This window comes from Cystobacter fuscus, assembly GCF_044360685.1.
Classification (GTDB): Bacteria; Myxococcota; Myxococcia; order Myxococcales; family Myxococcaceae; genus Cystobacter; species Cystobacter fuscus_C.
In genome coordinates, this window is record NZ_CP043491.1 from 3,117,752 (window position 1) to 3,141,821 (window position 24,070).

Below are 24,070 nucleotides of genomic sequence, written 5' to 3' on the forward strand. Positions count from 1 at the left end.
CCTACACGACGGGGACCGCGGTTGCCCGCGGTCCCCTGGAACCAGAACTACTTCGCGTCCTTGGTGGTGGCCGCGTCACCCTTGCAGGACTTCTCGGAGCCCTTGGCGGTCGCGTCACCCTTGCAGGACTTCTCGCTACCCTTGGCGGTCGCATCACCCTTGCAGGAGTGCTCGCTACCCTTGGCGGCCGCGTCACCCTTGCAGGACTTCTCGCTACCCTTGGTGGTCGCGGCGGGCTTGGCCTTGGGGGCCTCGGCGAGGGCGGGGGAGGCGATGACGAGGGTTCCGAGCACGGCGCCGATCAGCTTCTTGTTCATGGGATTTCTCCGGGGATGAGGTGAGTCCCCGTATCTGACGGGCGAGCGGGATTCTCGGTTACAGGCCTCCCTGTTTTTTTTCGTGGGCGCTCGTCCTCGCCACTCGCGTCGGCAGCGATCCAAACGCCGAGAGCTACAACGCCCCCGGTAATCTGAAGACGTTCCCCAAGGGTCAGGTGACTGGCCAGGCGCTCGCGACGATCCCGCTGGCGGGCAAGAGCGAAGGCGAACTCGTGGACTGGGTCATGAACCAGATCAAGGCGGGCTGAACCCTACGCCCACTGAGTATCCACCCCGGTCTCACCAGAAGATGAAGGTGTAACCAGAAAATGGGGGACTCCGTATCGGTAGGTACTTCCCCGAAAGACGGGGAGCGAAGGAAACCACCGTCCCCATTCCACGGGAGCACATGACATGATGAAGACACTGAAGGTGGGATTGCTCGGGCTGGCGCTGGGTGTGGCGAGCGCCTTTGTCCTCCCCTCGCAGGTGGCGATGGCCGGCTCCTCTTCGGGGGGAGCGGGGGGGGCCACGAACGCCACCCAGGGCGGCTCCACCTGTAACCTCTGCAAGGCGGTGTGCGAAGTGAAGAAGCTGCAGTGTGGGAACTCGAATGTGTGTTCTCTCAGTGCGTCGCTCTGCAAGCTCTCCTGCGGGTGTTGAGCAAGCGCCTCAAGAGAGCCTGCCCGGCGCCAGGCGGGAGGCCCTCCGAGCTCGCGCATTGGTCGGCTTCTACGACCAGGCGCAACTGACGCGACACTTCCGGCGGCTCGTGGGCCAATGAGAGGAGTTGACGCGGACGTGGTTCGAGCCGGACAACCCTGTATGGTTATTACCTGGAGGCAGCGCGCTACGAGATGGCCTGGGTCGACAGCTCGGGCCATCCCTCTCAGGCGTTTCAGCAGCCGGCCCAGGCCATGCAGAGCGCCACGGAGGGGCACGCGACGGACTGACAGGAATGGGATTTCAAGATGCATGCGGCCTTGATGAGCTTGCACTGGTTGCTGTCCGGGGCCTTGGGGACGGCCCTCGCCTCCTGCGAGGAAAAAACAAGGGCGCCCGTCAACCCCAACGTCAACCCGAGAACTCCCATCTTCAGCGTCTTCATCATGTCGTCTTCTCCCGTGGTGTTCGGACCACTTCTCGTTGCTCCCCGTTTTTCGGAGAGTCGCCTGTCCATACGGAGAACTTCGTTTGCCGGTTACATCGAAAACCAAGATGCCCCTGATTTTCTAAAAACAACAATGATTCCAACGAATTGACGAGCCGAGCGTATCGGAGGGAGGGGGGCCGTGTGGCGGGAGAGGGCAGGAGCCGAGGGGCCGAGTAACCGAAAAAATGGAGTTCCGTATGAAGAGGTAACCCCCAGCGAAACGGGGAGTGACGGAATCCACCGTCCAGACGACATGAGAGAACACGACATGATGAAGACGCTGAAGATGGGACTGCTGGGGTTGGCGTTGGGGGTGGCGAGCGCGGTTGTCCTTCCCTCGCAGGTGGCCATGGCCGGCTCTGGCCCTGCCCCCGGGAATCCGCCGAAGCCTCCCCCCTCCGCCTGTCAGCTCAGAAAGGCCCTTTGCCTCATCGAGAATGCGGGCAACCCTCTGCGCGGTGTGATCTGCGCGGCCGCGTATGGCAATTGTTAGTGACCCGCTCTAATTGACGAGCAGCGGGAACCTCCCCGATGTTGGAGTGGAGGCACTTCGTGGCCCCGGCGTCCACCGTGCGCACGGCGGCCCTCGCCCGGGCCAGAGGAGAGGTCAGGCGACCTCCTGGAGGCCAGTCCAAGGGGGAACATGGGGGGTTCTCCTTTGTCCGTGTCTGGTTCCTCCCTCCCGTGTGTCCTATCCTGTCTGTTGCTCGGCTGGTCTCCTCGCTCCTGGAGAATCGAAGCGCCGCGAACACGGTTGAGACCTCTTCCACCACGGGGGACCGCGGCATGTTGCTCATTCCTGGCTATTCCCTGCGGGAGGTCATCAAGACCACGGGCAACAACCTGCTCTTCCATGCCGTGAGGAAGGAAGACTCGCTGCCCGTCATCCTCAAGACGCCCTCTGCCTCTGTGCCTGGTCCTGGAGAGATCGAGCGCTACCGCCGCGAGTTCGGAGTCCTCCAGCGCCTCCAGGACATCCGGGGGATTCCCCGGGCCCATGCCTTCGAGTGTGTCCAGGACCGACCCATCCTCCTGTTGGAAGCGGTGTCGGGCTCGCCGCTGTCGTCGATCATCGGCCAACCCCTGGGGGTGGAGCGCACCCTGGAGTTGGCCATCTCGTTGTGCACCACCCTCGCGGGAATTCACCGGCGGGGCGTCATCCACAAGGACATCAAGCCCTCCAACATCATCGTCACCCCCACGGGTGACACCTGCCTCATCGACTTCGGCAGCGCCACGCTTCAACTCGTCGAGCACGTGGACGCGGCGCCCGCGACGCTCATCGAGGGCACGCTCGCGTACATGTCCCCCGAGCAGACCGGGCGCATGAACCGCACGCTGGACTCCCGCACGGACCTGTACTCGCTGGGGGTTACCCTCTACGAGATGCTGACGGGCGCCCGGCCCTTCCATGGCCATGATGCGCTCGAGTGGTTCCACGCGCACCTGGCCGTGTCCCCGCCGGCCCTCGTGGAGCGCGTTCCGGAACTGCCCGCGGTGCTGTCCTCCCTCGTCCTGAAGTTGTTGGCCAAGGAGGCGGAGGAGCGCTACCAGAGCGCCGAGGGGTTGAAGGCGGACCTGTGTCGCTGCCTTGGGGACTGGCGCCGGGGACGGCTCGAGAACTTTCCCCTGGGCGTGGAGGACTACCCGAACCGCTTCCAGCTCCCGCAGCGACTCTACGGGCGACAGGCCCAGTTGGACGCCCTGCAGCAAGGCTTCCAGCGCGTCGTGCGGGGCGTCCGTCCCGAGCTGTTCCTGGTCCGGGGCTACTCGGGCATCGGCAAGTCGGCCCTCGTCCACGAGCTCCACAAGCCCGTGGTGCGCCAGCGGGGCTTCTTCCTCCAGGGCAAGTTCGAGCAGTTCCAGCACGACATCCCCTATGCCCCCCTGTCCCATGCCCTCCGGGGATTGACCCAACAGCTCCTGGCGGGGACCGACGAGGAGCTGAAGCAGTGGCGCGAGCGTCTGACGACGGCCTGCGCGGGCCAGGGGCAGCTCCTCGTGGACCTGGTGCCCCAAATCGGGCTTGTCATCGGGCCGCAGCCGCGTGTTCCGGAGCTGCCCCCGTCCGAGTCCCAGCGGCGCTTCCTCCAGGTCTTCCGCCAGTTTCTCGGCGTGTTCGCCACGCCCGAGCACCCCCTCGTCCTGTTCCTGGATGATCTGCAGTGGGCGGATCCCGCGAGCCTGCGGCTGCTGCTCGAGTTGTTCATCCATCCCCAGCCCTCGTCGATGCTGCTCATTGGCGCCTATCGGGACAACGAGGTTGGCCTCGCGCATCCCCTGACGCAGGTGTTGGAGGAGCTGCGCGTGGCGGGCGCGCGGATGACGTCGCTGCTGCTCGAGCCGCTGGGCGTCGGGGATGTCCACCAACTCCTCTTCGATGCGCTGCCGGGCGTGAACCGGGACGCCCTTGCTCCGCTCGCCGCGCTGGCTCACGAGAAGACGGGAGGCAACCCCTTCTTCCTGCTGCGCTTCCTGTTGGCGCTCCACCAGGATGGCCTCCTGTCGCGTACCCCCCTGGGCACCTGGCATTGGGACGTGGAGGCGGTCCGGGCCCAGGGCTACTCGGACAACGTCGTCGAGTTCATGGTGGGCAAGTTGCGCGAGCTGGCCACGTCGACCCAGCGTCTGCTCGCGCTGGCCGCGTGCGTGGGCACCTCCTTCTCGATCGAGCTGCTCGGCCTCGTGTCCCGGATGGACCTCGACGCGGTCCGGGAAGGGCTCGCGCCGGCCCTGAGAGAGGGCCTGGTGACGAGCACGGGGGCGCTACCCCATCGCTTCCTCCATGACCGCATCCAGCAGGCGGCCTGCGCCCTCATGTCCAAGCAGGAGCGGGAGGCCATCCATCTGAAGATTGGCCGCCTGCTGTCGGGGGACCTTCCTCCCGAGTCGCTCGGGGAGCGGCTCTTCGACGTGGTGGGCCAGTTCAATGCCGGACTCGAGCTGCTGCGCGAGCCCGAGGAGCGCCAGCGCGTCGCGCGGCTGAACGCCGAGGCGGGCCGCAAGGCGCAGGCGTCGAGCGCGCACGCCTCGGCCATCACCTACTTCGCCACCGCCATCGCGCTGCTGCCGGGCGACCCCTGGGAGACGGCGCCCGCGCTGACCTTCGAGCTGAGTCTGGCCCAGGCCAGCAGCGAGCTCATGCGCAACCATGTCGACGCGGCCCGCCAGAGGGTGGACGAGCTGTGCGACCGGGCCCGGACGAAGGCGCAGTGGGCCGCCGTCTACGACTTGAAGAGCGTGCTGCTCACCATGTCGGGCGACACCGCCGGCTCCTGCGCGTGCCTGCTGGAGTGCCTGGCGCGGATGGGCATGCCCCTGCCCGCCCATCCCACCAGGGAGGAGGCCGTGGCGGCCCATGAGCAGGTCTGGGCGCTGTTGGATGGCCGCCCCGTCGCGAGCCTCATCGACCTGCCGCTCATGACGGACGAGGACATGCGGGCGGTGATGAAGGTGCTCGCCGCCCTGACCGAGCCCTCGTTCTTCGTCGACGCCAACCTCACCATCCTCCACCTCAGCCGGATGGTGACGCTCAGCCTCCAGTACGGCACCACCCTGGAAAGCGCGCATGGGTATGCCATGTACGGCATGGGGTTGGGGCTCTACTTCCACAGCTACGTGGAGGGCCATGCCTTCTCGAGGCTGGGGCTGGATGTCCTCGATCGCCATGGTTATGACTCCAAGCGGGCCACCGTCCTCTTCTGCCTGGAGCACAGCAGTTGCTGGATCGAGCCCTACACCCGGGGCCTGGAGATCATCCGCGAGACCTTCCATCAGGCCGTCCAGGACTTCAATTCCAGCATGGGGTGCTTCTGCGGCAACCACATCATGGCCTTGCGCCTGGCGTTGGGGCACGACCTGGAGGCCGTCCAGCAGGAGAATCTCACGCACGTGGACTTCGCCCGCGAGGCGAACTTTCCGGACATGCTCGACACGGAGCTGCTCACCGGGCGCTTCGTGCGGCAGTTGCGCGGGCTCACCCCCTCGTTCGGGACCCTGGATGACGAGGGACTCCGGGAAGCGGACTTCGAGGCCCGGCTGACCCCCAACCGCATCAGCTCGCTGCGCTTCCTCTACTGGTCGCTCAAGATGCAGGCGCGCTTCATGGGAGGCGCCTACGAGGAGGCGCGCGAGGCGGGCGAGCAGGCCCAGGCCCTCTACTGGGCCGCGGCCAGCCCCGTCTACCGCAAGGACTTCCAGGTGATGCGTGCCCTGACCCTGGCGGCGTGTGTCCCTGGCGCGGCGCCCGAGCTGCGCCCCTCGCTGCTCGAGGAGCTCCGCCAACACCTGGGTTTCATCGAGACGTGGGCCCGGATCTGTCCCGACGACATACGCGCCTTCGAGCGGATGGTCTCCGCGGAGCTGGCCCGCGTCACGGGACGGTTGGACGAGGCCCTCCATGCCTATGAGGCCGCGATCCAGTCCGCGCGCCAATATGGCCATCTGCATCACCTCGCGCTGGCCTGTGAGCTGGCGGCGAACTACTGGCGGGCCCGCGAGGTTCCCACCATCGCGGACGCCTATGAGGACAAGGCGCACGACGCCTATTGCCGCTGGGGTGCCCTGGGCAAGGCGCGTCACCTGGCACGGCACTCTCGTCCGGACGCCCGGTCCCCGGCGGAGGAGCGCGTCACCGATACGACGTCGGTGCGGATCGACGCGCTCACGCTGGTGAAGGCCCAGCAGGCCATCTCCCGGGAGATCGTCCTCGAGCAGCTGGCCAGCACCCTGCTGCACGTGGCGATCGAGAACGCGGGGGCCCAGCATGGCGCCCTGCTGATGCCGGAAGGAGAGGGGCTCTCCGTCATGGCGCTCGACCTGGGCGGGGCCCAGGGGGAGGTGCCTCCCGACGCGAACGCGCGACTGCCCTGGTCCCTGCTCGCCTATGTCCGGCGCACCCAGGAGCACGTGCTCATCCGGGATGCCTCCGCGCCTCACCCCTTCTCCTCGGATCCCTGGTTCGAGCAGCTCATCGCCCGCTCCGTGCTCTGCCTGCCCCTGGTGCGTCAGGGAGAGCTGCGCGGCGTGCTCTACCTGGAGAACAACCTCGCCACGGATGCCTTCACCCCGCTCCGGCTCTCGCTGCTGGAGCACCTGGCCTCCCAGGCCACCATCTCCATCGAGAACGCGCGGTTGTACGCGAACCTCCAACGCGCCGAGAGCGCCCTGCGCGTCGCCAATGACGACCTGGAGAAGCGCGTGGAGGAGCGCACACGGGAGCTGCGGCGGGCCCAGGCCGTGCTGGTGGAGACGGCGCGCTCGGCGGGCATGGCGGAAGTGGCCACCAACGTGCTCCACAACGTGGGCAACGTGCTCACCAGCACCGTCATCAACATGGACATGATGCGGCAGACCTTGCACCTCTCGCGCATGGGACGGCTCAAGCAGGTGACGACCCTGCTCGGCGAGCACCGCGAGGATCTGGTCGGCTTCCTCACCGGCTCACTGCGGGGCCAGCAGCTCACCGATTATCTCTTCGTGCTCGCGGATGAACTGGTGCGCGAGCAGTCCTCGCTCAAGGACTGCGTGGGTACACTGGCCATGCACATCGATCACATCCGCGCCATCGTGCAGATCCAGCAGGTCCATGGGACCAGCACGCTCGTCGTCGAGGACTGCGACCTGCGCCAGCTCGTGGAGGACGCCTTGAGTCTTCAGATGTCGGCCCTCACGCGTCACGGCATCCAGGTCTCCCAGCGGTTGGACTCCCCACCCGTCGTGAAGGTGGACAGGCACAAGGTGCTGCAGATCCTCGTCAACCTCATCAGCAACGCGAAGAACGCGATGCGCGGGCTACCCGAGGGCCAGGCCCACCTCCAGGTGCGGTTGATCTCCGAGGCGAACAGCGTGCGCATCCAGGTGGAGGACAACGGCGTGGGCATCGCGCCGGAGAACCGCGAGCGGCTGTTCTGCCAGGGCTTCTCCGGCTTCGAGGGAGGACACGGCCTGGGTTTGCACTCGAGCGCCCTGGCGGCGGAGCTGCTCGGAGGCTCGCTCTCCCTGGAGAGCGATGGGCCCGGCAAGGGAGCCACGGCCACACTGGTGCTTCCCCTCACTCCCGCTCCAGCCTGAGCGGGGGTTGCGCCCCCGGCGAGCCGCTCAGGTGTCTGCTGGGTCACCCCTGGCGGTGCTCACGGCGGTACGCGCCTGGAGCGACTCCACCCCAGCGCTTGAAGGCCCGGTTGAACGAGGCCTCGCTCTGGTAGCCGATGGCCGTTGCGACCTCGCTCAAGGACGAATCGCTCTCCCGCAGGAACTGCGCGGCCTTCGTCATCCTCCACCGCGCGAGGTACTCCAACGGAGGCTCTCCCACGAGCTCGCTGAAGCGCGCGGCGAAGCTGGAGCGCGAGAGAGCCACGGCCGTCGCGAGGCTCTCGACCGTCCAGGGCTCGGCATGCCGCTCGTGGATGAGCGAGAGGGCCTTGCGAATCTGGGGATCCGCGAGCGCGCACAACCCGCGCTCCTCGCACTGGCCTCCCGCGATGTGTGTCCGGAGGACCTGCACGAGCAGGATGTCCGCGAGCCGGCTCATGACGACGGTCGCGCCCGGACTGGACGAGGCACTCTCCGTGATGAGCAGTTGAACGATCGCCGCCAGCGAGGGGGACGCCTGGGGATCGTCCGCGGTGACGTGGATGAGGCGGGGAAGCCCCTCGAACAGCGGCGTGCGGGACGCGCCCCCGAGCCGGAAGGAACCCGCGACCAGCGTCGTCCGGGCCCCGTCCCCCCCGAGTCGGATGGGCCCAACCCCACGGGCCCGCTGGCATTCACCCTGCCCGAGCAGGTGCAGGGGACTGTCTTCCGCGTCCCGGAGCGTGTGCCCTCCGCCGTGCGGAAACAGGACCAGGTCACCCGCCGACAGGGTGATGGCCCCCTCGAGCCACTCCGCCTCCAGGCGGGCACTTCCCCGCGCGATGACGACGATGTGCGCGCCCGGGCTCTCCGGGAACCGGACCCCCCAGGGGGCTCCCAGCTCGAAGCGGCCATGCATCAGGGTCGTCAGGCGCATCGAGTCCAACACATCCGCGAGGACGTCGGTTACCTGCTCGTCCCGGGCGTCTGGACGATCGGTCAATTCTTTTGGACTGGATGCCATGGCACGTCCATACCGACCCGGGCACTTTCTGGCCATGGCAAAGCACTCACAGCTCTTCTCTCCCTTTCGCCTGGGCCGGCTCGAACTGAAGAACCGGATGGTGATGGCGCCCATGACGCGCAGCCGGGCGCTCGTCGACGGCAACGTGCCCAACCCCCTGGCGGTGACCTATTACGTGCAGCGCGCCTCCGCGGGGCTCCTCATCACCGAGGCGACCCAGGTCAGCACGCAGGGCGTGGGGTACATCCGCACGCCTGGCATCCACTCGTCCGAGCAGGTGGCGGGCTGGAAGAAGGTCACGGACGCCGTGCATGCGGCGGGCGGCGTCATCTACGCCCAGTTGTGGCACGTGGGGCGCATGTCTCACCCGGACTTCCATGACGGCCAGCTGCCCGTGGCGCCCTCGGCCATCCCCGTGGAGGGAGGACAGGTCTTCACGTTCAAGGGCAGGACGCCCATGGTGACGCCGCGGGCACTCGAGACGCACGAGCTTCCCGGCATCGTCGAGCAGTTCCGGCGCGCGGCCGAGAACGCCAAGGCGGCGGGCTTCGACGGCGTCGAGCTGCACGGCAGCAATGGCTACCTGCTGGACCAGTTCCTGCGCGACAGCTCCAACCAGCGCACCGATGCGTACGGCGGCAGCATCGAGAACCGGGCGCGCTTGCCACTGGAGGTGGCACGGGCGGTGGTGGGCGTCTGGGGCGCGGAGCGGGTGGGCTATCGGCTCTCGCCCCAAGCGTTCCCCTACGGGGGCATGTGGGACTCCACCCCGGTCGAGACGTTCACCCATATGGCTCGCGAGCTGGGCCGGTTGGGGCTCGGCTACCTGCACGTGACCGAGGCCGTGTCGGGCAATGCGGTGCCAGGCCCGGAGCAGCGCATCTCCCCGCTGCTGCGCAAGGCCTTCCCAGGCGCGTTCATCGTCAACGGCGGCTACGACGCCCAGACGGGAGAGGCGGCACTGGCGCGGGGCGAGGCGGATCTCGTCTCCTATGGCGTGCCGTTCCTCGCCAATCCGGACCTGGTGGAGCGCTACCAGCACGGCGCCCCGCTCAACCCACCGGACTCCGCCACCTTCTTCACCGGCGAGGAGAAGGGTTTCACGGACTACCCGGCGCTGCGCTGACGGCGCCGCCGGGAAGGGTGTCCGGGAAGGGTGTCAGACGACTCGTAGGAGGCGAAGGGGCGGAACGAGTCCTTTAACACCTTTCTCAGACACATTCCTCAGGCACATTTCTCAGACACATTTCTCAGGCTCTCAGTAGTATTGCTCGGAGGCGTCGTAGATGGTCTTGGTGGAAGTACCGAGGTTCAACATGATCTCGTTTCCAGCCTTGCCGTCGAGGTCGGCGATCAGCTGCACACTCCAGTAGGGGCTCCCGACAGTATAATCCTTCGTGCTCTCGTCCCGGTTTCGGATGATCTTGACCGACGAGAGGTTGTTGATGACCACCTCGGCACCAGGCTTCCCGTCCGTATCGATGATGCCAAGGGGTGCCCAACTGGCGCTCGAGATGGCGTAATCGCGAGAGGAGGCGATCCGATCGTTGATGATCCTGACCGACGAGAGGTTGTTGATGACCACCTCGGCACCAGGCTTCCCGTCCGTATCGATGATGCCAAGGGGTGCCCAACTGGCGCTCGAGATGGCGTAATCGCGAGAGGAGGCGCTCCGATCGCTGATGATCTTGACGGTACGCACGTTGTTGACAATGATATCGATGACGCCATCCCCGTCCGTGTCCGCGAAACCGATGGGCGCCCACGAGCCATTCGAGATGGCATAGTCCTGAACCGTTTCCATTTTGGGCTTGATGATCCTCACGGCGGGCCCGGTGTTGACTGCGATATCCATCGCACCATCACCGTTCAGATCATGGTACCCGAGCGGTACCCATGACCCCGAGGAGATGAAGTAGTCACGGACCCAGCCCGTGCGATGGGTGATGATCTTGATGCTGGAGCCGACGTTGATCGCCAACTCCAAGCCCGCCGTTCCATCCATGTCCGCCACGGTCAACAGCGTCCAAGCGGCGCTCGTGATAGGGTAGCTGCGCGTGAGGCCATTCGATTGTCTGACCTCGATCGAACTCAGGTTGTTGTACACTGACTCCGCAACACCATCCCCCGTCAGGTCCCACGCCCCCATGAACGTTCCGGCCGCCTGGGCCTCACCTGCCCCCATGGTGAAACTCAAGAGGGCCGCGAAGAAGATACTCCCATTCAGGGTAGATGAATTTCTCATGAACTTGGACACAGCCTTTCAGGCTTCAGCCCTGCTCCTTGCAGGGCGGGTCGGATTCTACGGACCTGTCTGACATGGTTGGCGGGATCAAGGGGGCCGCCGCGATAGGTCACCCCCAGTTGCGGCCCATGAGCAGCTCCTCGACATGATCCACGCCATCGCGACAATCCACGGCGACACCCGCTACGTGGAGCCAATCCTCCGGACCGCACTCGAGGGACTTTTGACACCTTCTCTGGGCCTTGAACGCGGCATGAATGGGACCCAACATCATCGCGAGCTCTACATCTCGCGGCGCAGTTGGCTCCGCGTGTCGAGTTGCTCCTTCAACTTGCTCACCCATTCGGGGATCGCCTGCCGACTGACGGAGTGCGAGACGCGCATGAAGTAGCTCAGGCTGCCATAATTCACTCGGCTGACGTGCTGTCTCTTCCTCTCCAATGGTCCGAAGTTCCTCTCGTTGCACAGGAGACGGTAGGTCGACATCACCTCCATGAACCGCCCCGACACCTGGAGCAGCTCCGAGACGGGTTGCCTCGTCACGAAAGACCAGGCCTTGTCGACGCCAGACAGGCAAGCGAGCCCCCACTGGATGTACTTGAGGTAATTGGACCCACTCGCCTTCCGCAAGAACTCGACTTGCGTGAGGAGCGTGAGCAGGATGTCGACCAGCTCCTTTTTCTGGCTGCTCTGGGCATAGCGCTCCTGGGCCTCCTCCAGGCGTTTGAAGAGGCTCCGGACCGCGGCATCCCCATTCATCCTGGAGTACTCGTCATGCCGCGTGACATCGAGCTGCTCGAGGCTCGACGCGTAGGCGCTGCCTCGCAGTTGGGCGGCGGGCGACTCACTCGCGCATTCGAACGAATCGATCTGCTCCACCAGGGAGTCGCAGATGAGTTCCAGGAGCGGACCCATCAAGGACTGGCGGTCCACCCAGAGCAGATTCGCGAGGACGCCCAACAGGCTCTGCTGCGAGCCCGCGAGATCCCGGAAGAAGCCAACCAGCGGGTACGCGTTGCTCTTCCGGCGCGCCCTGAGCGCGGAGAGGGTCCGCGTGAGGCTGCCCTCCAGCTTGTCGATCCCGGCCTGAAACCTGGCGGTCAGCCCATCACTCAGCACCTTGCGCCTGCACGCGCCCAGTCCCTTGGCAACAGGGAAGTCGAGCTCGCGGTTGAGCAGGCCAACGAGGCCACGCAGGGAAGGAGTCGCGCGCTGGAGGTCATCGAGGAATCTGATGCATTCGTCGTAGAGCAGCGCCGCGCTCCGGGGCTCCATCACCAGCGGATTGACGTCATACCAGTTCTTCCCCACGCTCCTTGGCCTGACAGTCCCCAAGGCCGCCAGACGCGAAACATCGAAGTGAATGGTATCGGCGCGCTGCTTGAAGTCCACGAACTCGGCACGCTCGGTCAGGCCATGCAGATTGAGCAGGGAGAAGTCAGCGATGACCCTCTGGGTCAGGTCGTATTGATTGATGACATTCAGTATCTTGCAGTCCGGATGAAACGCCTCCGTTCGGACCTGATGCTTCTTCTTGAAGAAGGGAGTCGACAGGTAGCTGATGCTGCGGATCCTCCAATTCTTCGGCCACACCTCCGCCGCGCGCTGCGTCAGCTCATTGATGACGTTGCCGCCATGAGAGTGGCCAATGAGGTGGAAGTTCACCTCTCGCTTCAGGAAGCCCTGGTAGTAGGCGGACTCACCGCCTTGTCCAGCCAGGCGATCCGCCAGGTAGGCCCCCGCGACCTTCCGGTTATCGACCGCATTGGCGCCGGACCAGCCATGCTCGGTGAAGACATGGAGGTTCTTGTGGCTTTCCCTCAACCGTTCAAGGTCCTGAATGAGCTGGGTGTCGTCACTCCAATACCAGTTGGTGTCCTGGGCCAGCCCGCTCCGGCTGTAACTGGCCGCACGCGTGCTGCTGTCCATGTTGAGCGGGTCCACGGTGCCAGCAACCAGGACGATGATGTTGATGACGTCCGAGGCACGCCTGGCGTCATGGTTGGACCCCTCTCCAGGGCGGAATTGTGGTTCGACGAGTGGGATGGAGTTCATGGTTCGGTCTCTTTCTTGGCGAGGGACTCCTGACGGATTGGGAAGTCCCTTGTCGGCCACCCTCTGGCGTCCAGGTTGAGAGCAGCTTGCCACCCGAACCGCTTTGGCTCCGTGATCTGCCTCACACCCCGGAGGTGAACTGACGCACACGGCCGCCCAGGGGGTCGGACGACTCGTAGGGGACGAGAACGAGTCCTGTGACACCTTTCCGTGAGAGGGAAGGCGGAGGCAGGGTGCCTCTCGATGGGGTCTCCCTCTCCGAATGCGTCTACCGTCGGCGAGCGGTCCAAGGGGACCAAACCGAGCGGACGCACTTTCAAAGGGAAAACGGGGGGATTCCTCTGGTCGCGAGTGGAGGCGGCTCCCTCTTTGGCGGCTTTGATTCCCGCCGCTTCCAGTAGAGGTTGCCCGCCGCTCTGAGCCGAGCCTGCTCTCCTCTCGTTCCATCGGCTGGGGCGCGTTCAACGTGGTGGAGGGGCTCATCGACCATCATCGGGGCTCTGCTCATCGTGGGGGGCGGCGTGCTCGTGCGCGCGGGCTGCGGGGACACCCTGCCGCGAGGCGTCGTCCCGCCCGTGCTTCGAGGCACGGAAGGCCCTCGCCGGAATCCTCGCGGTTGAGGCTCGAACAGGCCGTGAAGTAGGGTCGCGAGGATGATTCTGGATAAATCCTTCCTCCCCCTGACCGTGCTGGCGGCACTCGGCTGCGGGCTGATGGCGGGCCTCTTCTTCACCTTCTCGACCTTCGTCATGAGGGCCCTGTCGCGCCTGCCCCCGGGGGAGGGCATGGCCGCGATGCAAGCGATCAACTCCGCCATCTTGAATCCACTGTTCTTCACGCTCTTCTTCGGAACCGCGGCGGTATGTCTTTGGGCCGTCGTGGCCTCGCTCCTGCGCTGGCACCACGAGGGCTCCGCCTGCCGGCTCGCGGGGGGCGCGCTCTACCTGGTGGGCGGCTTGCTCGTGACGGCCGTGTTCAACGTGCCGATGAATGAAAAGCTGGCGGCGACCCCCTCCTCGAGCCCGGAGGCCGCCGCTTTATGGTCCAGCTACCTGACGAACTGGACGGCGTGGAACCATGTGCGGACCGTGGCTTCGCTCGCGGCCGCGGCCTTGCTGACCCTCGCCCTGGCCTGAGCGCGGGTGAAGGCCGGGCCCCGAGCGGGAACCGCCAGCCGCCTCAACGCGTCTTCCAGGCTCCGTCCTCGGCGCGCTCGTAGTGCTGGCCCTCCGGCAGCTTGCCGTAGAAGAGCGCGTCCTTGAGACCCGACACGGACTGGCCATCGAAGAGGCCGAGTTCCCCCTCGGGGGTGAAGGTGAGCCCCAGCTCGGCGGCGGTCAGCCGCACGCGCGCCCCGGGGGCCAGCTTCCTCGCGGGGAGCACGCTGCCCACGGGTCTGCCGGCACGGGCCTGCTCGGGAGGCGCCGCCGTGGGCTCGGGCTGGAGCAGGGCGGGGATGTTGCGCCGCAGGTTCGTGGTCAGCACCCACCCGCCCACGTCCACGAGCGTGGTGCCGCGGTTGCGCAGCTCCACCCAGCCGGCCTTCGCGTCCAGTGTCTCCAGCACCACGCCAGGCTTCTGGGCCTTCATGCGCGCGAGTTCCTTGAGAATGAAATCGCGCCGCAGCCGGACGAACTCCTTGATGAACTCATCGCCCTCCTCGAACTTGGCGTGGTCCATGTAGGGATCCTGGGCCATGTACGGCGCGATGACCGCGTGCAACTGATCGATGTAGGGCCCCATGACCTCCATCGTGAAGAGTTCGCGCAGGGCCTTGTCCAGGCGGGCCTCCAGGCGCGAGCGCAACTCGGGATTCATCACGACGCGGGTGGCCAGGTTGGAGAAGACGGGCAGGTAGCCCGGGTGGATGCCCTTGCGATCGCGGTAGCGATTGGCCACCTCGGGGTTGCCCAGGGTGAAGGAGTAGAGCGGCTGATCATAGATGGGCACCAGGTCCGGGCCCCGCGCCATCTGGTACCACCAGCGCGCGTCCACGTTGTTGAGATCCCACGCGGCGTAGACCCAGCGCTTCGTCACATGATCGTGGATGAAGTAGCTCTCCGAGTCCTCGATGTAGTTGTTGGCCATCAGCGCGTCCATGACCATGGAGCGCAGGTAGCCCTCCAGGTCCATGGCGCGCGCGAGCGCCTGGGGCAGCTCGGGCTCGGGGGTGCGGTTGATGACGGCGAGCACCTCGTCCAGGGCCTCGTGGCCTTCCTTCTTCTCGTTGGTCTTCTTCTGCCAATCGCCCTGGTAGGGCACCTTCCAGGAGCGCAGCTTGAATTCGGTGTCCTTCCAGCCGGCGCGGTAGATGGAGGCGTCCTTGTCCCGGAAGTCATGGGCGCTCAGGAAGGACTTGTTGATCTGCTCGATGTCCAGGAAGACGCCTTCGGGCTTTCCATTGAGGCTCAGCCGGACGAACTTCACCTTCGCGGCGGGCACCCGCATGGCGGCGAGCAGATCGAAGGCGATCTTCTCCGCCAGCATCGACGCGTCCGAGTAGCCGGCCACGAGGTTGAGCGAGGTGCGCCCCTCGAACGGTGAGTCCTTCTCGAAGCTCACGTTCCAGCTCTTCTTGGGGAAGTCCCGCGCGGAGGCGCCCCGCAGGCGCACCTTCACCGGGTAGTCGACGCCCTCGTAGCGGAAGGTGGCGTCCTGCTCGGGCGTGTCCTTGTTCGCGTAGAACTTCTCCATCACTCCGGGAGGGAAGAGGAGTTCATACGCCTGCACGCTCTGCTGCACGGCGGGCAGCACGAAGGGGCGCTGTTCGTCGGGGACGGGTGGAGGTTGGTCCGTCGACGGAGGCGGTTGCTCCGAGGAGGGCGCGGGAGGGGGCTGTTCGCTCGATGGCGGAGTGCCCGGTGTGGGCGGGGGCGATTGAATGGAAGGAGTACCTCCCACCACGGGCGGTGACTCACTCCCGGGGTTGCACGCGAGCAGGGCGGAGAAGGTGAGCAGGCAAAGAGGACGCGCGATTTTCATGACGCGTCGCTTGAGCAAGACGGATGCCGGGTGGTGAAGGCTCGCACCGTCCGATGTCAGACGTTGCGGACCCGGACATGGGAAAAGGCCCTGCCCGAGGTGAAATGATTTTCTCCCAACAGGGCCCTGGGCTTCTTGTCCAGGGGTCAGCGGCAGCCCGCGGCCGAAGGGGGGAGCCGGTAGGTGAAGCGCTGGAACCAGCCGCGCTCGCGCCACTGCTCCTTGCGGATTTCCACCGCCTGGCTCAGGTCCCGCTCGAAGCTGGTGGCGAGTGAGTGGGCCAGGGGTCCGTCCTCGACGACGAGCGCGCCTTCCTCGAGCAGGGCGCTCGCATGGGCTTGGAGGTTGGTGGAGCCCACGGCCACGAGGTGGTCGTCCACGAGCACGGTGCGCGACTCCAGGGGGGCGCGCTGGTACTCCCACAGGCGCACCCCGTTCTCCAGCAGCCGCTCATAGGAGGAGCGCTGCGCGGCGAGCACGCTGGCGGAGGTGTCCGTGCCCTCGAGCCCGGGCACGAGGATGCGCACGTCCACGCCGCTCTTGGCCTTGTGGATGAGCGTGTCCACGGTGGCGGGGGTGGGCACGAAGCACGCGTTGGTGAGCCACAGGCGGTGCTGGGCGGAGGCGAGCAGCACTTGCACCATGCGCTCGGAGTGGCTCAGCGAGGGCGAGCCGGTGCTCGCGATGAAGCCGGCGCGGGCCTGGCCCTGGGAGTCGAGCGCGGGAAAGGCGGACTCGGGCAGCAGCCCGCCGCCGGCCTCGAGCCAGTCCCGGGCGAAGGACTGCTGCAACTGGCGCACGGCGGGGCCCTCGACGTGGACATGGGTGTCGCGGGTGCCGCCGCGAGGGGCCACGGCGCCGAAGCCGCCGGTGAGGCCGCCCCGGCCGTCCCGGATGACGAGCTGCCGGTGGTTGCGCGCCTCCAGCCGCGAGTCGGCGAACACCACCTCCTGGCCGATGAAGGGCCGGAAGGCGCGCACCTCGCAGCCCGCGCGTACCAGCTCGGACTCCACCTGCTCCTTGAAGGCCGGGCTCTGGAGCGGGTCCACCAGGATGCGGCACACCACGTCCGGCCGGCGCGCGGCGAGCGCCTGGACAAGCCGCCGGGAGGCGTCGCCGGGTTCCCACCGGGCCAGCAGGAGGTGGATGGACTCGCGCGCCTCGCGGATCTCCTCCTCCAGGGTGTCGAGGATGCGCTCGTCCTGGACGAGCTCCACCCCATGGCCGGGGCGCAGGCCAATGCCCACGGACTGGTAGAGGGCGAGGGACAGCCCGGGTCCGGAGCTGGGTACGTGGTCGCGGACGCGGAGCTGCTCCGGGAAATCCCGGCGGACGCACGCCGTGCCGCACCACAGGCAGGCGATCAAGAGGCGCGAGAGGGCATTCACGCGGCCCAAGCTAGGCATCCCGGGGTGGACTGCGCAGGGGTGGAGGGGGCTCGGGCGAGCGCGGGGGCCACCCTGGGTATGACCCGCGGGCGCACCCATCTCTACCTTCGAGGGGCAGCGCCTACCCACTGCTGCTGGAGGCACGATGGAATCCTGGAACCAGAGTTCGACCGATGCCGTGCGCATGCACGCGCCGGGAGAGGTGAACCGCCGCATCGACGCCGAGGTGGAGCGGTGCGTGCGGCACATGGCGGAGCAGACGGACCACTCGGTCATCAGCCGCTACCTGGAGGGGCTGGAGAAGGAGTGGGACCTGAACCGGGTGGTGATGGTGGCCGCGTCGGCGGTGTCGCTGCTGGGGTGCGTGGTGGGGCCACCGCGCGGCGGGGCCTGGCGGCTGGTGGGCGCGGTGGCGTCGGGGCTGCTGTTGCAGCAGGGGGTGTTCGGCTTCGGTCCCCTGTCGCTGCTCGCGCGCCGGCTGGGCGTGCGCACCCGGAGGGAGATCGATCTGGAGAAGTTCGCCCTCAAGGCGCTCCGGGGAGACTTCATGCGGATTCCGCACGAGGGCGGCCCCCTGGCGCGGGCGAACGCCGCGCTGGTGGCCGCCCAGTCCGACTGAGTGCCTGGGCTAGCGCACGCCTCCGCGCATCCCGCTGAGGCTCACGGGCGGCGCGGGGCCCTGTTTCGCCGGCTTCGTGCCGCCGCGCTGCTTGAACATGTAGCCCTCGAGTCCGGCCAGCCCGATGGAGAACTGCGTCACCCACCTGGTGTCCGGCCGGCCTGCTTTGGCCTTGGTGTCGAAGGGGTAGGCGAAGTGCAGGCGCAGGAGGATGGGGCCCAGGCCCACGTTGATGCCCACGGCGGCGTCGACCACACGGCGGTCGAACATGTCGTGCAGCGAGCCGCCCACGCCACCCACGTCGAAGCCCGCCACGCCCATGATGCTGTTGAGGAAGGCGATGCGGACGATGGCGTCGAGCGGCACGCGCAGCTCCAGCGTGGAGTAGAGGTAGTGCTGGCCGAGCAGCCAGTCCGTGTCGCCGAAGGGAACGCCGCGCAGGGTGTCGAAGCTGGAGAGATAGTAGGAGCGGGCGAAGCGTCCGCCGAAGCTCGTGCCCGCGCCGCCGCGCAGCATGATGTGGGTGCTGCCCAGGGGAATGGGGAAGTAGCGCTCGGCGTCCAGGCGCACGTTGCCGAAGAACTCGCCGTGGAAGGGCTGCACGCCGGCGGTCACTTCCGCCAGGAACGAGGTGCCCGAGGTGGCCACGCCCGTGTAGTGGTAGTGCAGGGTGTTGTAGCCGAAGGCGCCGGACACCTCCGTCTGGAAGCGCATGCCGGGTTGGTTCTGCTTCCACTGGGTATAGAGGTCTCCCACGCCGTTGAGCTCCTGCAGGTTGAGGATGAAGGCGGTGGAGGGATCGAGGAAGTACGAGGCGCCGCCGACGTTGAGGCTGGCCTCGAGGAAGGTGAAGGTGCTCAGCGGGTAGCGCGCCAGGCCCGTGGCGCCGAAGAAGCGCTCGCCGGAGATGAGGTAGCCCAGGGGAATCTGCCCCTGGGAGGCCTGCACGAGCGAGCGGTCCACGCGAAAGCGCAGCGACTGGAAGAGGCCGCCGCCCCAGGTGGTGCGCCGCGACTGGTCGATGTAGAGCAGGATGCCATCGGTGAGATCGAAGGAGCCGTACACGGCCACCTGCAGGAGCAGGGCGTGGTTGCGCAGCCGGTCCGTGGCCGAGGCGGCCACCTGGCCGTAGAAGCCGCCGCCGCCGCCGCCCGCGAAGCCGAGGATGGGTCCCAGGTCGATGTTCTTCCAGGCGAAGGGGTTGTAGCGCTCGGCGCCCTCGAGTGCGCGCTGGGGCAGGGGGCTGGGCGGGGTGGTGCGGTCCTGCGAGCCCGCGGGCACGGGGATGCTCAAGAGCTGCTGGGCGCGGATCAGGGCGGGTTTGCGCTCTCCGGACAGGTGGAAGAGCGTCCACAGGTTGCCGTCCGGCGCGGGGCTGGGCTCGAAGAGGCCGGTGGCCACGTCGGTGCGGCGCACGATGGAGCCCCCGCCGGTGTACTCGTGGAGATCCGAGTGGCTCTGGTCATACGCCACGAAGAACAGGCGGCCGTTGGGCAGCACGGTGGGGTCCGCGTGGTCGCGCGCCTCGGTGGTGAGCCGCTCCGGCGCCTCGCCGTTGCCGGGCTTCACCCGGAAGAGGTTGTAGTAGCCGTGCGAGGTGGCGTCCGAGGTGTAGACGATGCCCGCCGCGCCCCAGGTGAGGCTGCGCTCGGCGTAGACGTCGTGGGTGAGCTGCTGGGGCTGCGCGTCGGCGCCCTGGTCGAGTGGCAGCACGTACACGTCGCGCGTGCCCTTCTCGTTCAGGCCGATGAAGGCCAGCTGCTTGCCGTCCGGCGAGAAGGCCGGGGAGTGGGCGGCGATGAGGCCGTGGCGCTCGAGCGGCCAGGCCACGCGCTCGCCCAGGTCGAAGTCCACCTCGTAGGGGGCTTCCTTGTACAACCCGGTGGGGTTGTTGATGTAGGCATTGCGGCTGGCCGGGGGCGCGGTGCCGTCGCGGTTGGTGGCGGCCTTGATGGAGTGCGAGTAGCGCTGGACGTAGAGGATGTCGCGCGCGAGCGCCTCGGCCACGAAGGCGATCCGGTCATCGGAGAGGGCGAAGTTGCGGCCGAAGACGGGGTGGAGTGACTCGTAGCCCGGCACGCCATCGCCCTGCACCTTGCGGGTGTCCTCGGGCGCGCGGGGGTCCACGAGGATGAGCTGGCTCTCGCCCGTCTCCGGGATGATGCTGCGGTAGAGCAGGACGCGCCCATCCGGCCGGCTGTTGAGCGCGGTGACGATGCCCTGGCGCTCGCGCAAGAGCTCCACCCCGGGCGTGTTCTGTTCGGACTTGAGGTAGGCGCGGTAGGAGCGCTGCTTGAGCCAGTCCTCGAAGCGCGCGGCGATCGTCTGGGGCGCGTCCCCGGTGAGCAGCTCCAGGAGCCCGTCGAACTCCAGGTGCTGCACCTTGTCCGTGCCGGAGACGAGCTTGGGCGAGTTGTCGAGCACCTTCTGGATGAAGCCCTCGCCGTAGGTGTCCTCGAGGAACTGGCAGCGCGCCTGGCCCACCTTGTAGATCCACAGGAAGCCGTAGGGCCCGGGCGACCAGAAGTCGAGGAAGGCGTAGCCGCGCGCCAGGTCCGGGTTGACGAGCAGATCGCGCACCATCATCTCGCCCTCGGGGTCCAGGCCGCCCTTGGCGTAGAACTCGGCGAGCCCCTCGATGAACCACAGGGGCATGCCGTTGAGCGGATCCCCTCCGACCTTCTCCCGGTCCGCGAGGAAGCGGACCTTCTGGATGGTGAACTGGTGGGCCATCTCGTGGGAGCTGATCTCCCCGAACTGCCGGTGGTCTCCCAGATAGGGCAGGGTCAGCTCCAGGTTGCCCTGGGTGCTGGTGACCCCCAGGGTTCCCTCGGAGACGGGGGTGATGTTGGTCTGGAGGAACTCCTGGTAGGAGCTGTAGAGGATGTAGGGGAAGGTCTGGGTGGGGACGAACTTGAAGCGGCCGACGAGGTAGCGGTAGGCGTCCTCGAGCTGGGGCGCGGCGTACTGGGCCACCTCGCGTTCGTTCTCATAGAAGTAGAAGCGCACGCCGCCGCTCTTGTCCCCGAGTGACTGGGCATAGGCGGGGCCGCCGTCCGCGGTGCCGCCATCCGCGCTCGGCAGGAAGATGGGCACGGAGAGCGGGCCCGGGTCGAGGCGGGTTCCCCCATCCTCGGTGGACGCGCCCGCGGTGCCGGGATCTCCGGAGCGGGTGGCCTCGGCCCCTCCGGGGAGGGCGTCCTGGGCGGAGTGGCCCGCCGGGTTGTCGCCGGTATGGGTCGTGGGGACGGCGGGCGCGGTGGGCAGGGGGCCGCCCGGGGCGCCGGGGGCCTGCTGATGGGCCCGGTGGGCAGCGGGGGGAGCCACCCCCTCGGCGTTGGGCCCGACGAGGATGTCCAGGTGCTTCCAATCGAACTCGTAGGTGTGGACGGGCGAGCGGTAGGCCCGGCGAGGGATGACGTAGACCTGGGCGAGAGCCGCCTCGGGGAGGAGCACGCAGAGCAGGGCGGCGATGGGGATGCGTCGATTCAAGAGGGCGACCTCCCGGGTGGGGAGACGGGGACGGAGGCAAGGTAGCAACCTATCCCATGGAGACGAGTGGCCAACCGAGCGCTTCCGCGCGACTGCTCAGCGTCTTACGTCCCAGGAGGGGGTGGGGGGCTTTTGTCCGGAGCGTGCGCCCGGTATGGAGAAGTTCATGAATCGTTTACTGGTGGCCATGGCGGGGGCCCTATTCCCCGTGTGGATGGGCTGCGCCAATACGGAGCCGGAGACCGTGGGGTGCCAGTCCGAGGATTTCGACCGCTCGGCGTGCGACGTCCCAGCGGTGAGCGCCATCAAGGCCGAGGGCATCTGGCAGGCGAACGTGACGCTGGACGGGCTGGACACGCCCGGGGCGCTGCGTCTGCTGCCCGAGAGCCCCTTGATCTTCAACACCCCGCTCAAGGAGCGCCCCGCGGAGGGCGGCCCGTTCTTCCTGTCGAGCGAGTACACGGATTCCTCGGTGCCGCTGCGGCTGGCGTTCTCCGCCTGCCAGGCCCCGGATGCCACGCGCGTGACGGGCGAGTTCCGCCGGTGCGCCAACGGCGCGGCGGACCTCAAGGGCACCTTCGAGGCGGTGCGGGTGCAGCGGGTGGCGGGGGAGGAGGAGGCGTCGGGGGTGGAGCTGGTGGCGGAGGTGCCCCTGCCGCGGGGCGCGGTGGCGTCGGATCTCTTCGTGTCGGGGGGCTACGCCTATGTGACGGCGTACGCGGACGGCCTCTTCGTCTTCGATGTGAAGAACCCGTCGGCGCCCCAGAAGGTCGCGGAGGTGACGCCCACGAAGGACGTCTGGCGGCGGGCGTGGGTGAAGGGCCAGACGCTCTACGTCTCGAGCGCCGCCCAGGGTCTGCTCGTCTACGACGTCAGCAACCCGGCGCTGCCCAAGCGTCTGTCGGCGCTGCCGGCGGAAGCCCCGGTCGAGGCCTGGGGGCTGTACGAGGACCAGGAGCGGCTCTACGTGATGTCTCCGTCCCCCCGGGCCGAGGTCCTCATCTTCGACCTCCACCAGGATCCGACCAAGCCCCTGCTGATGAAGCGCTACTTCGTGGAGGACAGCCTGCTCAACCGGGGCGAGCTGCCCGTCGAGGGCGTGGTGACGGGCAACCGGCTCTACATGGGTCACTGGCGGTACGGGTTCGCGGTGGCGGACGTGTCCAACCCGAACGCCCCGGTCACCCTGGGGCGCTTCCAGTACGACAAGGCCACCAGCCGTCCGGTGGCGGCCGGTCTCATCGAGGGGCAGACCATCGCCTTCGAGGCCAGTGAGGGCTGGGACTCCCGGGTGCGGGCGCTGAACGTGTCGGATCCTCAGCACATCACCCAGGTGGGACAATTCCAGACGCGACCCCAGTCCACTGTGAGTGCGATGACCCTGGTGGGGACGCGGCTGTACGTGGCCTATGCGCAGGACGGCCTGCGCATCCTGGATGTCTCCAGCCCCAGTACACCGAGGCAGCAAGCCTACTACAATACGTGGCGGGAATCGGATCCAGGCCGGGGACGGGCGTTCGTCGATGGGTTGAGTGCGGTGAAGGTACCGGGAGACGGTTACCTCTACGCCGCGGAAACGTCACGTGGGTTGCTCGTTCTGCGGGAGCAGTGAGTGAGGCACATGAGCCAGACCGTATTGAAGTCGTGTGAGCGGTGCCAGTCTCTTCCCCAGAAGCACGAGCTGGAGGGATGGGGCCGTCTCTTCCTCTGGCTGCCGCTGGGCCACAGCTACGGCAAACTGGTGCGTGTGCTGGGCGAGTCCGGCCGGGATTTCCAACCGCTGCCGCAAGATCAGTGCGTGGCGGTGCGGCTGGAGGGCGCGCAGCTGGGGACGTTCGCGGCGGACGTGCTGGGCGCGTTGACGGACGAGGAGTCGCGTGCCACGCGCGTGCTCTTCGTTCCGGGCGACGCGGAGCCGGGCCTGCGGGACTTTCCGCGGGTGGGCTCGCTGCCGCAGCTCGTCACCATGGCGCGCTCGGGGTGGCTGGTGGACATGCTGGCCGAGAAGCGCATCACCAGCCACTACCAGCCCATCGTGGACGCCAAGGACACGCGGCGGGTGTACGCCTACGAGGCGCTGATGCGCGGCTTCGAGCCAGATGGGGCGCTGGTGTTCCCGGGCAAGATGCTGACGCTGGCGCGCGACGCGGACCTGCTCTTCCAGTTGGACCTGGCGGCGCGCCTGTCGGCGGTGCGCGAGGCGTCCCGGCTGGGACTCAAGGCGCCGCTGTTCATCAACTTCACGCCCACGGCCATCTACGATCCGGAGTACTGCCTGCGCTCGACGGTGGCCGCCATCAACGAGATGGGCATCTCGCCGAGCGACGTGGTGTTCGAGATCATCGAGTCGGACCACACGCCCAACGCCAACCACCTCAAGTCGCTCATCGCCTATTACCGGCGCACGGGCTTCCGGGTGGCGCTGGATGACCTGGGGGCGGGCTACTCGTCGCTCAACCTCATCCACCAGCTGCGTCCGGACATCATGAAGCTGGACATGGAGCTCATCCGGGGCATCCACCAGGATCCCTACAAGGCCTCCATCACGCGCAAGCTGCTGGAGCTCGCGCAGCAGCTCGGCATCCTCACGGTGGCCGAGGGCATCGAGACGCCCGAGGAGCTGCGGTGGGTGCGCGCGCACGGGGTGGACTTCGTGCAGGGCTACCTCATCGCCAAGCCGGCGAGCCCGCCCGTGTCCATCACCCCCCACTTCGGGGACTGAG

16 protein-coding genes are annotated in these 24,070 nt (G+C 67.2%); 8 read left to right on the top strand and 8 right to left on the bottom strand.

Features of this window, described 5'->3' with window-relative positions; genetic code table 11:
• Positions 1–47: 47 nt before the first annotated feature.
• The gene (locus tag F0U63_RS12865) at positions 48–317 is read right to left on the bottom strand and encodes a hypothetical protein (protein ID WP_395846186.1); all 270 of its coding nucleotides are present in this window, start codon (positions 315–317) and stop codon (positions 48–50) included.
• 414 nt (positions 318–731) lie between these two features.
• Between F0U63_RS12865 and F0U63_RS12870 the strand changes: the two genes are divergently transcribed.
• On the top strand, positions 732–980 hold the full coding sequence (locus F0U63_RS12870) for a hypothetical protein (RefSeq protein ID WP_395846187.1): 249 nt from the start codon (positions 732–734) through the stop codon (positions 978–980).
• A 235-nt stretch (positions 981–1,215) separates the two neighbouring features.
• Here F0U63_RS12870 and F0U63_RS12875 read toward each other — a convergent pair whose 3' ends face one another.
• A complete protein-coding gene (locus F0U63_RS12875) occupies positions 1,216–1,428 on the bottom strand; it encodes a hypothetical protein (protein ID WP_395846188.1) in 213 nt (70 codons plus the stop codon).
• A gap of 310 nt (positions 1,429–1,738) precedes the next feature.
• Here F0U63_RS12875 and F0U63_RS12880 point away from each other — a divergent pair, with 310 nt between their 5' ends.
• Together F0U63_RS12880 and F0U63_RS12885 are read left to right on the top strand one after the other, a co-directional pair.
• A complete protein-coding gene (locus tag F0U63_RS12880) occupies positions 1,739–1,963 on the top strand; it encodes a hypothetical protein (protein ID WP_395846189.1) in 225 nt (74 codons plus the stop codon).
• A gap of 293 nt (positions 1,964–2,256) precedes the next feature.
• Positions 2,257–7,542, top strand: coding sequence for an AAA family ATPase (locus F0U63_RS12885; protein WP_395846190.1), 5,286 nt, complete (start codon positions 2,257–2,259; stop codon positions 7,540–7,542).
• A gap of 43 nt (positions 7,543–7,585) precedes the next feature.
• On the opposite strand, the gene F0U63_RS12890 is transcribed toward F0U63_RS12885, so the two are convergent.
• Positions 7,586–8,566 (bottom strand): AraC family transcriptional regulator, encoded by a 981-nt coding sequence (locus F0U63_RS12890; RefSeq protein WP_395846191.1) that lies wholly within the window; start codon positions 8,564–8,566, stop codon positions 7,586–7,588.
• Positions 8,567–8,600: 34 nt separating this feature from the next.
• Between F0U63_RS12890 and F0U63_RS12895 the strand changes: the two genes are divergently transcribed.
• A complete protein-coding gene (locus tag F0U63_RS12895) occupies positions 8,601–9,692 on the top strand; it encodes an alkene reductase (protein WP_395846192.1) in 1,092 nt (363 codons plus the stop codon).
• Between the two features lie 132 nt (positions 9,693–9,824).
• On the opposite strand, the gene F0U63_RS12900 is transcribed toward F0U63_RS12895, so the two are convergent.
• Entirely contained in the window at positions 9,825–10,823 is a 999-nt protein-coding gene (locus tag F0U63_RS12900) for an FG-GAP repeat domain-containing protein (RefSeq protein ID WP_395846193.1), read from the bottom strand.
• 270 nt (positions 10,824–11,093) lie between these two features.
• A complete protein-coding gene (locus F0U63_RS12905; RefSeq protein WP_395846194.1) occupies positions 11,094–12,866 on the bottom strand; it encodes a hypothetical protein in 1,773 nt (590 codons plus the stop codon).
• Positions 12,867–13,519: 653 nt separating this feature from the next.
• Here F0U63_RS12905 and F0U63_RS12910 point away from each other — a divergent pair.
• Entirely contained in the window at positions 13,520–14,002 is a 483-nt protein-coding gene (locus F0U63_RS12910; protein WP_395846195.1) for a DUF1772 domain-containing protein, read from the top strand.
• A 43-nt stretch (positions 14,003–14,045) separates the two neighbouring features.
• Here the strand turns inward: F0U63_RS12910 and F0U63_RS12915 are convergent, their stop codons facing one another.
• Both F0U63_RS12915 and F0U63_RS12920 read right to left on the bottom strand, forming a co-directional pair.
• On the bottom strand, positions 14,046–15,848 hold the full coding sequence (locus tag F0U63_RS12915; protein WP_395846196.1) for a CotH kinase family protein: 1,803 nt from the start codon (positions 15,846–15,848) through the stop codon (positions 14,046–14,048).
• 146 nt (positions 15,849–15,994) lie between these two features.
• Positions 15,995–17,236 carry a phosphatidylserine/phosphatidylglycerophosphate/cardiolipin synthase family protein gene (locus tag F0U63_RS12920; RefSeq protein WP_395848366.1) on the bottom strand — a complete coding sequence of 414 codons (1,242 nt, stop codon included), beginning with the start codon at positions 17,234–17,236 and terminating at the stop codon, positions 15,995–15,997.
• A 145-nt stretch (positions 17,237–17,381) separates the two neighbouring features.
• Between F0U63_RS12920 and F0U63_RS12925 the strand changes: the two genes are divergently transcribed.
• On the top strand, positions 17,382–17,855 hold the full coding sequence (locus F0U63_RS12925) for a hypothetical protein (RefSeq protein WP_395846197.1): 474 nt from the start codon (positions 17,382–17,384) through the stop codon (positions 17,853–17,855).
• Between the two features lie 9 nt (positions 17,856–17,864).
• Here F0U63_RS12925 and F0U63_RS12930 read toward each other — a convergent pair whose 3' ends face one another.
• Complete coding sequence (locus F0U63_RS12930; protein WP_395846198.1) at positions 17,865–21,347, bottom strand: tolB protein precursor protein; 3,483 nt, start codon at positions 21,345–21,347, stop codon at positions 17,865–17,867.
• A 166-nt stretch (positions 21,348–21,513) separates the two neighbouring features.
• Here F0U63_RS12930 and F0U63_RS12935 point away from each other — a divergent pair, with 166 nt between their 5' ends.
• Both F0U63_RS12935 and F0U63_RS12940 read left to right on the top strand, forming a co-directional pair.
• Positions 21,514–22,959: an LVIVD repeat-containing protein gene (locus F0U63_RS12935; RefSeq protein WP_395846199.1), complete on the top strand. Its 1,446-nt coding sequence runs from the start codon at positions 21,514–21,516 to the stop codon at positions 22,957–22,959.
• A 9-nt stretch (positions 22,960–22,968) separates the two neighbouring features.
• Complete coding sequence (locus F0U63_RS12940) at positions 22,969–24,069, top strand: EAL domain-containing protein (protein ID WP_395846200.1); 1,101 nt, start codon at positions 22,969–22,971, stop codon at positions 24,067–24,069.
• Position 24,070 lies beyond the last annotated feature (1 nt).

Excerpts from the sequence above, each read along its gene's own strand:
- F0U63_RS12865 (WP_395846186.1), bottom strand. The coding sequence starts at position 317 with ATGAACAAGAAGCTGATCGGCGCCGTGCTCGGAACCCTCGTCATCGCC.
- F0U63_RS12870 (WP_395846187.1), top strand. The coding sequence starts at position 732 with ATGATGAAGACACTGAAGGTGGGATTGCTCGGGCTGGCGCTGGGTGTG.
- F0U63_RS12875 (WP_395846188.1), bottom strand. The coding sequence starts at position 1,428 with ATGATGAAGACGCTGAAGATGGGAGTTCTCGGGTTGACGTTGGGGTTG.
- F0U63_RS12880 (WP_395846189.1), top strand. The coding sequence starts at position 1,739 with ATGATGAAGACGCTGAAGATGGGACTGCTGGGGTTGGCGTTGGGGGTG.
- F0U63_RS12885 (WP_395846190.1), top strand. The coding sequence starts at position 2,257 with ATGTTGCTCATTCCTGGCTATTCCCTGCGGGAGGTCATCAAGACCACG.
- F0U63_RS12890 (WP_395846191.1), bottom strand. The coding sequence starts at position 8,566 with ATGGCATCCAGTCCAAAAGAATTGACCGATCGTCCAGACGCCCGGGAC.
- F0U63_RS12895 (WP_395846192.1), top strand. The coding sequence starts at position 8,601 with ATGGCAAAGCACTCACAGCTCTTCTCTCCCTTTCGCCTGGGCCGGCTC.
- F0U63_RS12905 (WP_395846194.1), bottom strand. The coding sequence starts at position 12,866 with ATGAACTCCATCCCACTCGTCGAACCACAATTCCGCCCTGGAGAGGGG.
- F0U63_RS12910 (WP_395846195.1), top strand. The coding sequence starts at position 13,520 with ATGATTCTGGATAAATCCTTCCTCCCCCTGACCGTGCTGGCGGCACTC.
- F0U63_RS12915 (WP_395846196.1), bottom strand. The coding sequence starts at position 15,848 with ATGAAAATCGCGCGTCCTCTTTGCCTGCTCACCTTCTCCGCCCTGCTC.
- F0U63_RS12925 (WP_395846197.1), top strand. The coding sequence starts at position 17,382 with ATGGAATCCTGGAACCAGAGTTCGACCGATGCCGTGCGCATGCACGCG.
- F0U63_RS12935 (WP_395846199.1), top strand. The coding sequence starts at position 21,514 with ATGAATCGTTTACTGGTGGCCATGGCGGGGGCCCTATTCCCCGTGTGG.
- F0U63_RS12940 (WP_395846200.1), top strand. The coding sequence starts at position 22,969 with ATGAGCCAGACCGTATTGAAGTCGTGTGAGCGGTGCCAGTCTCTTCCC.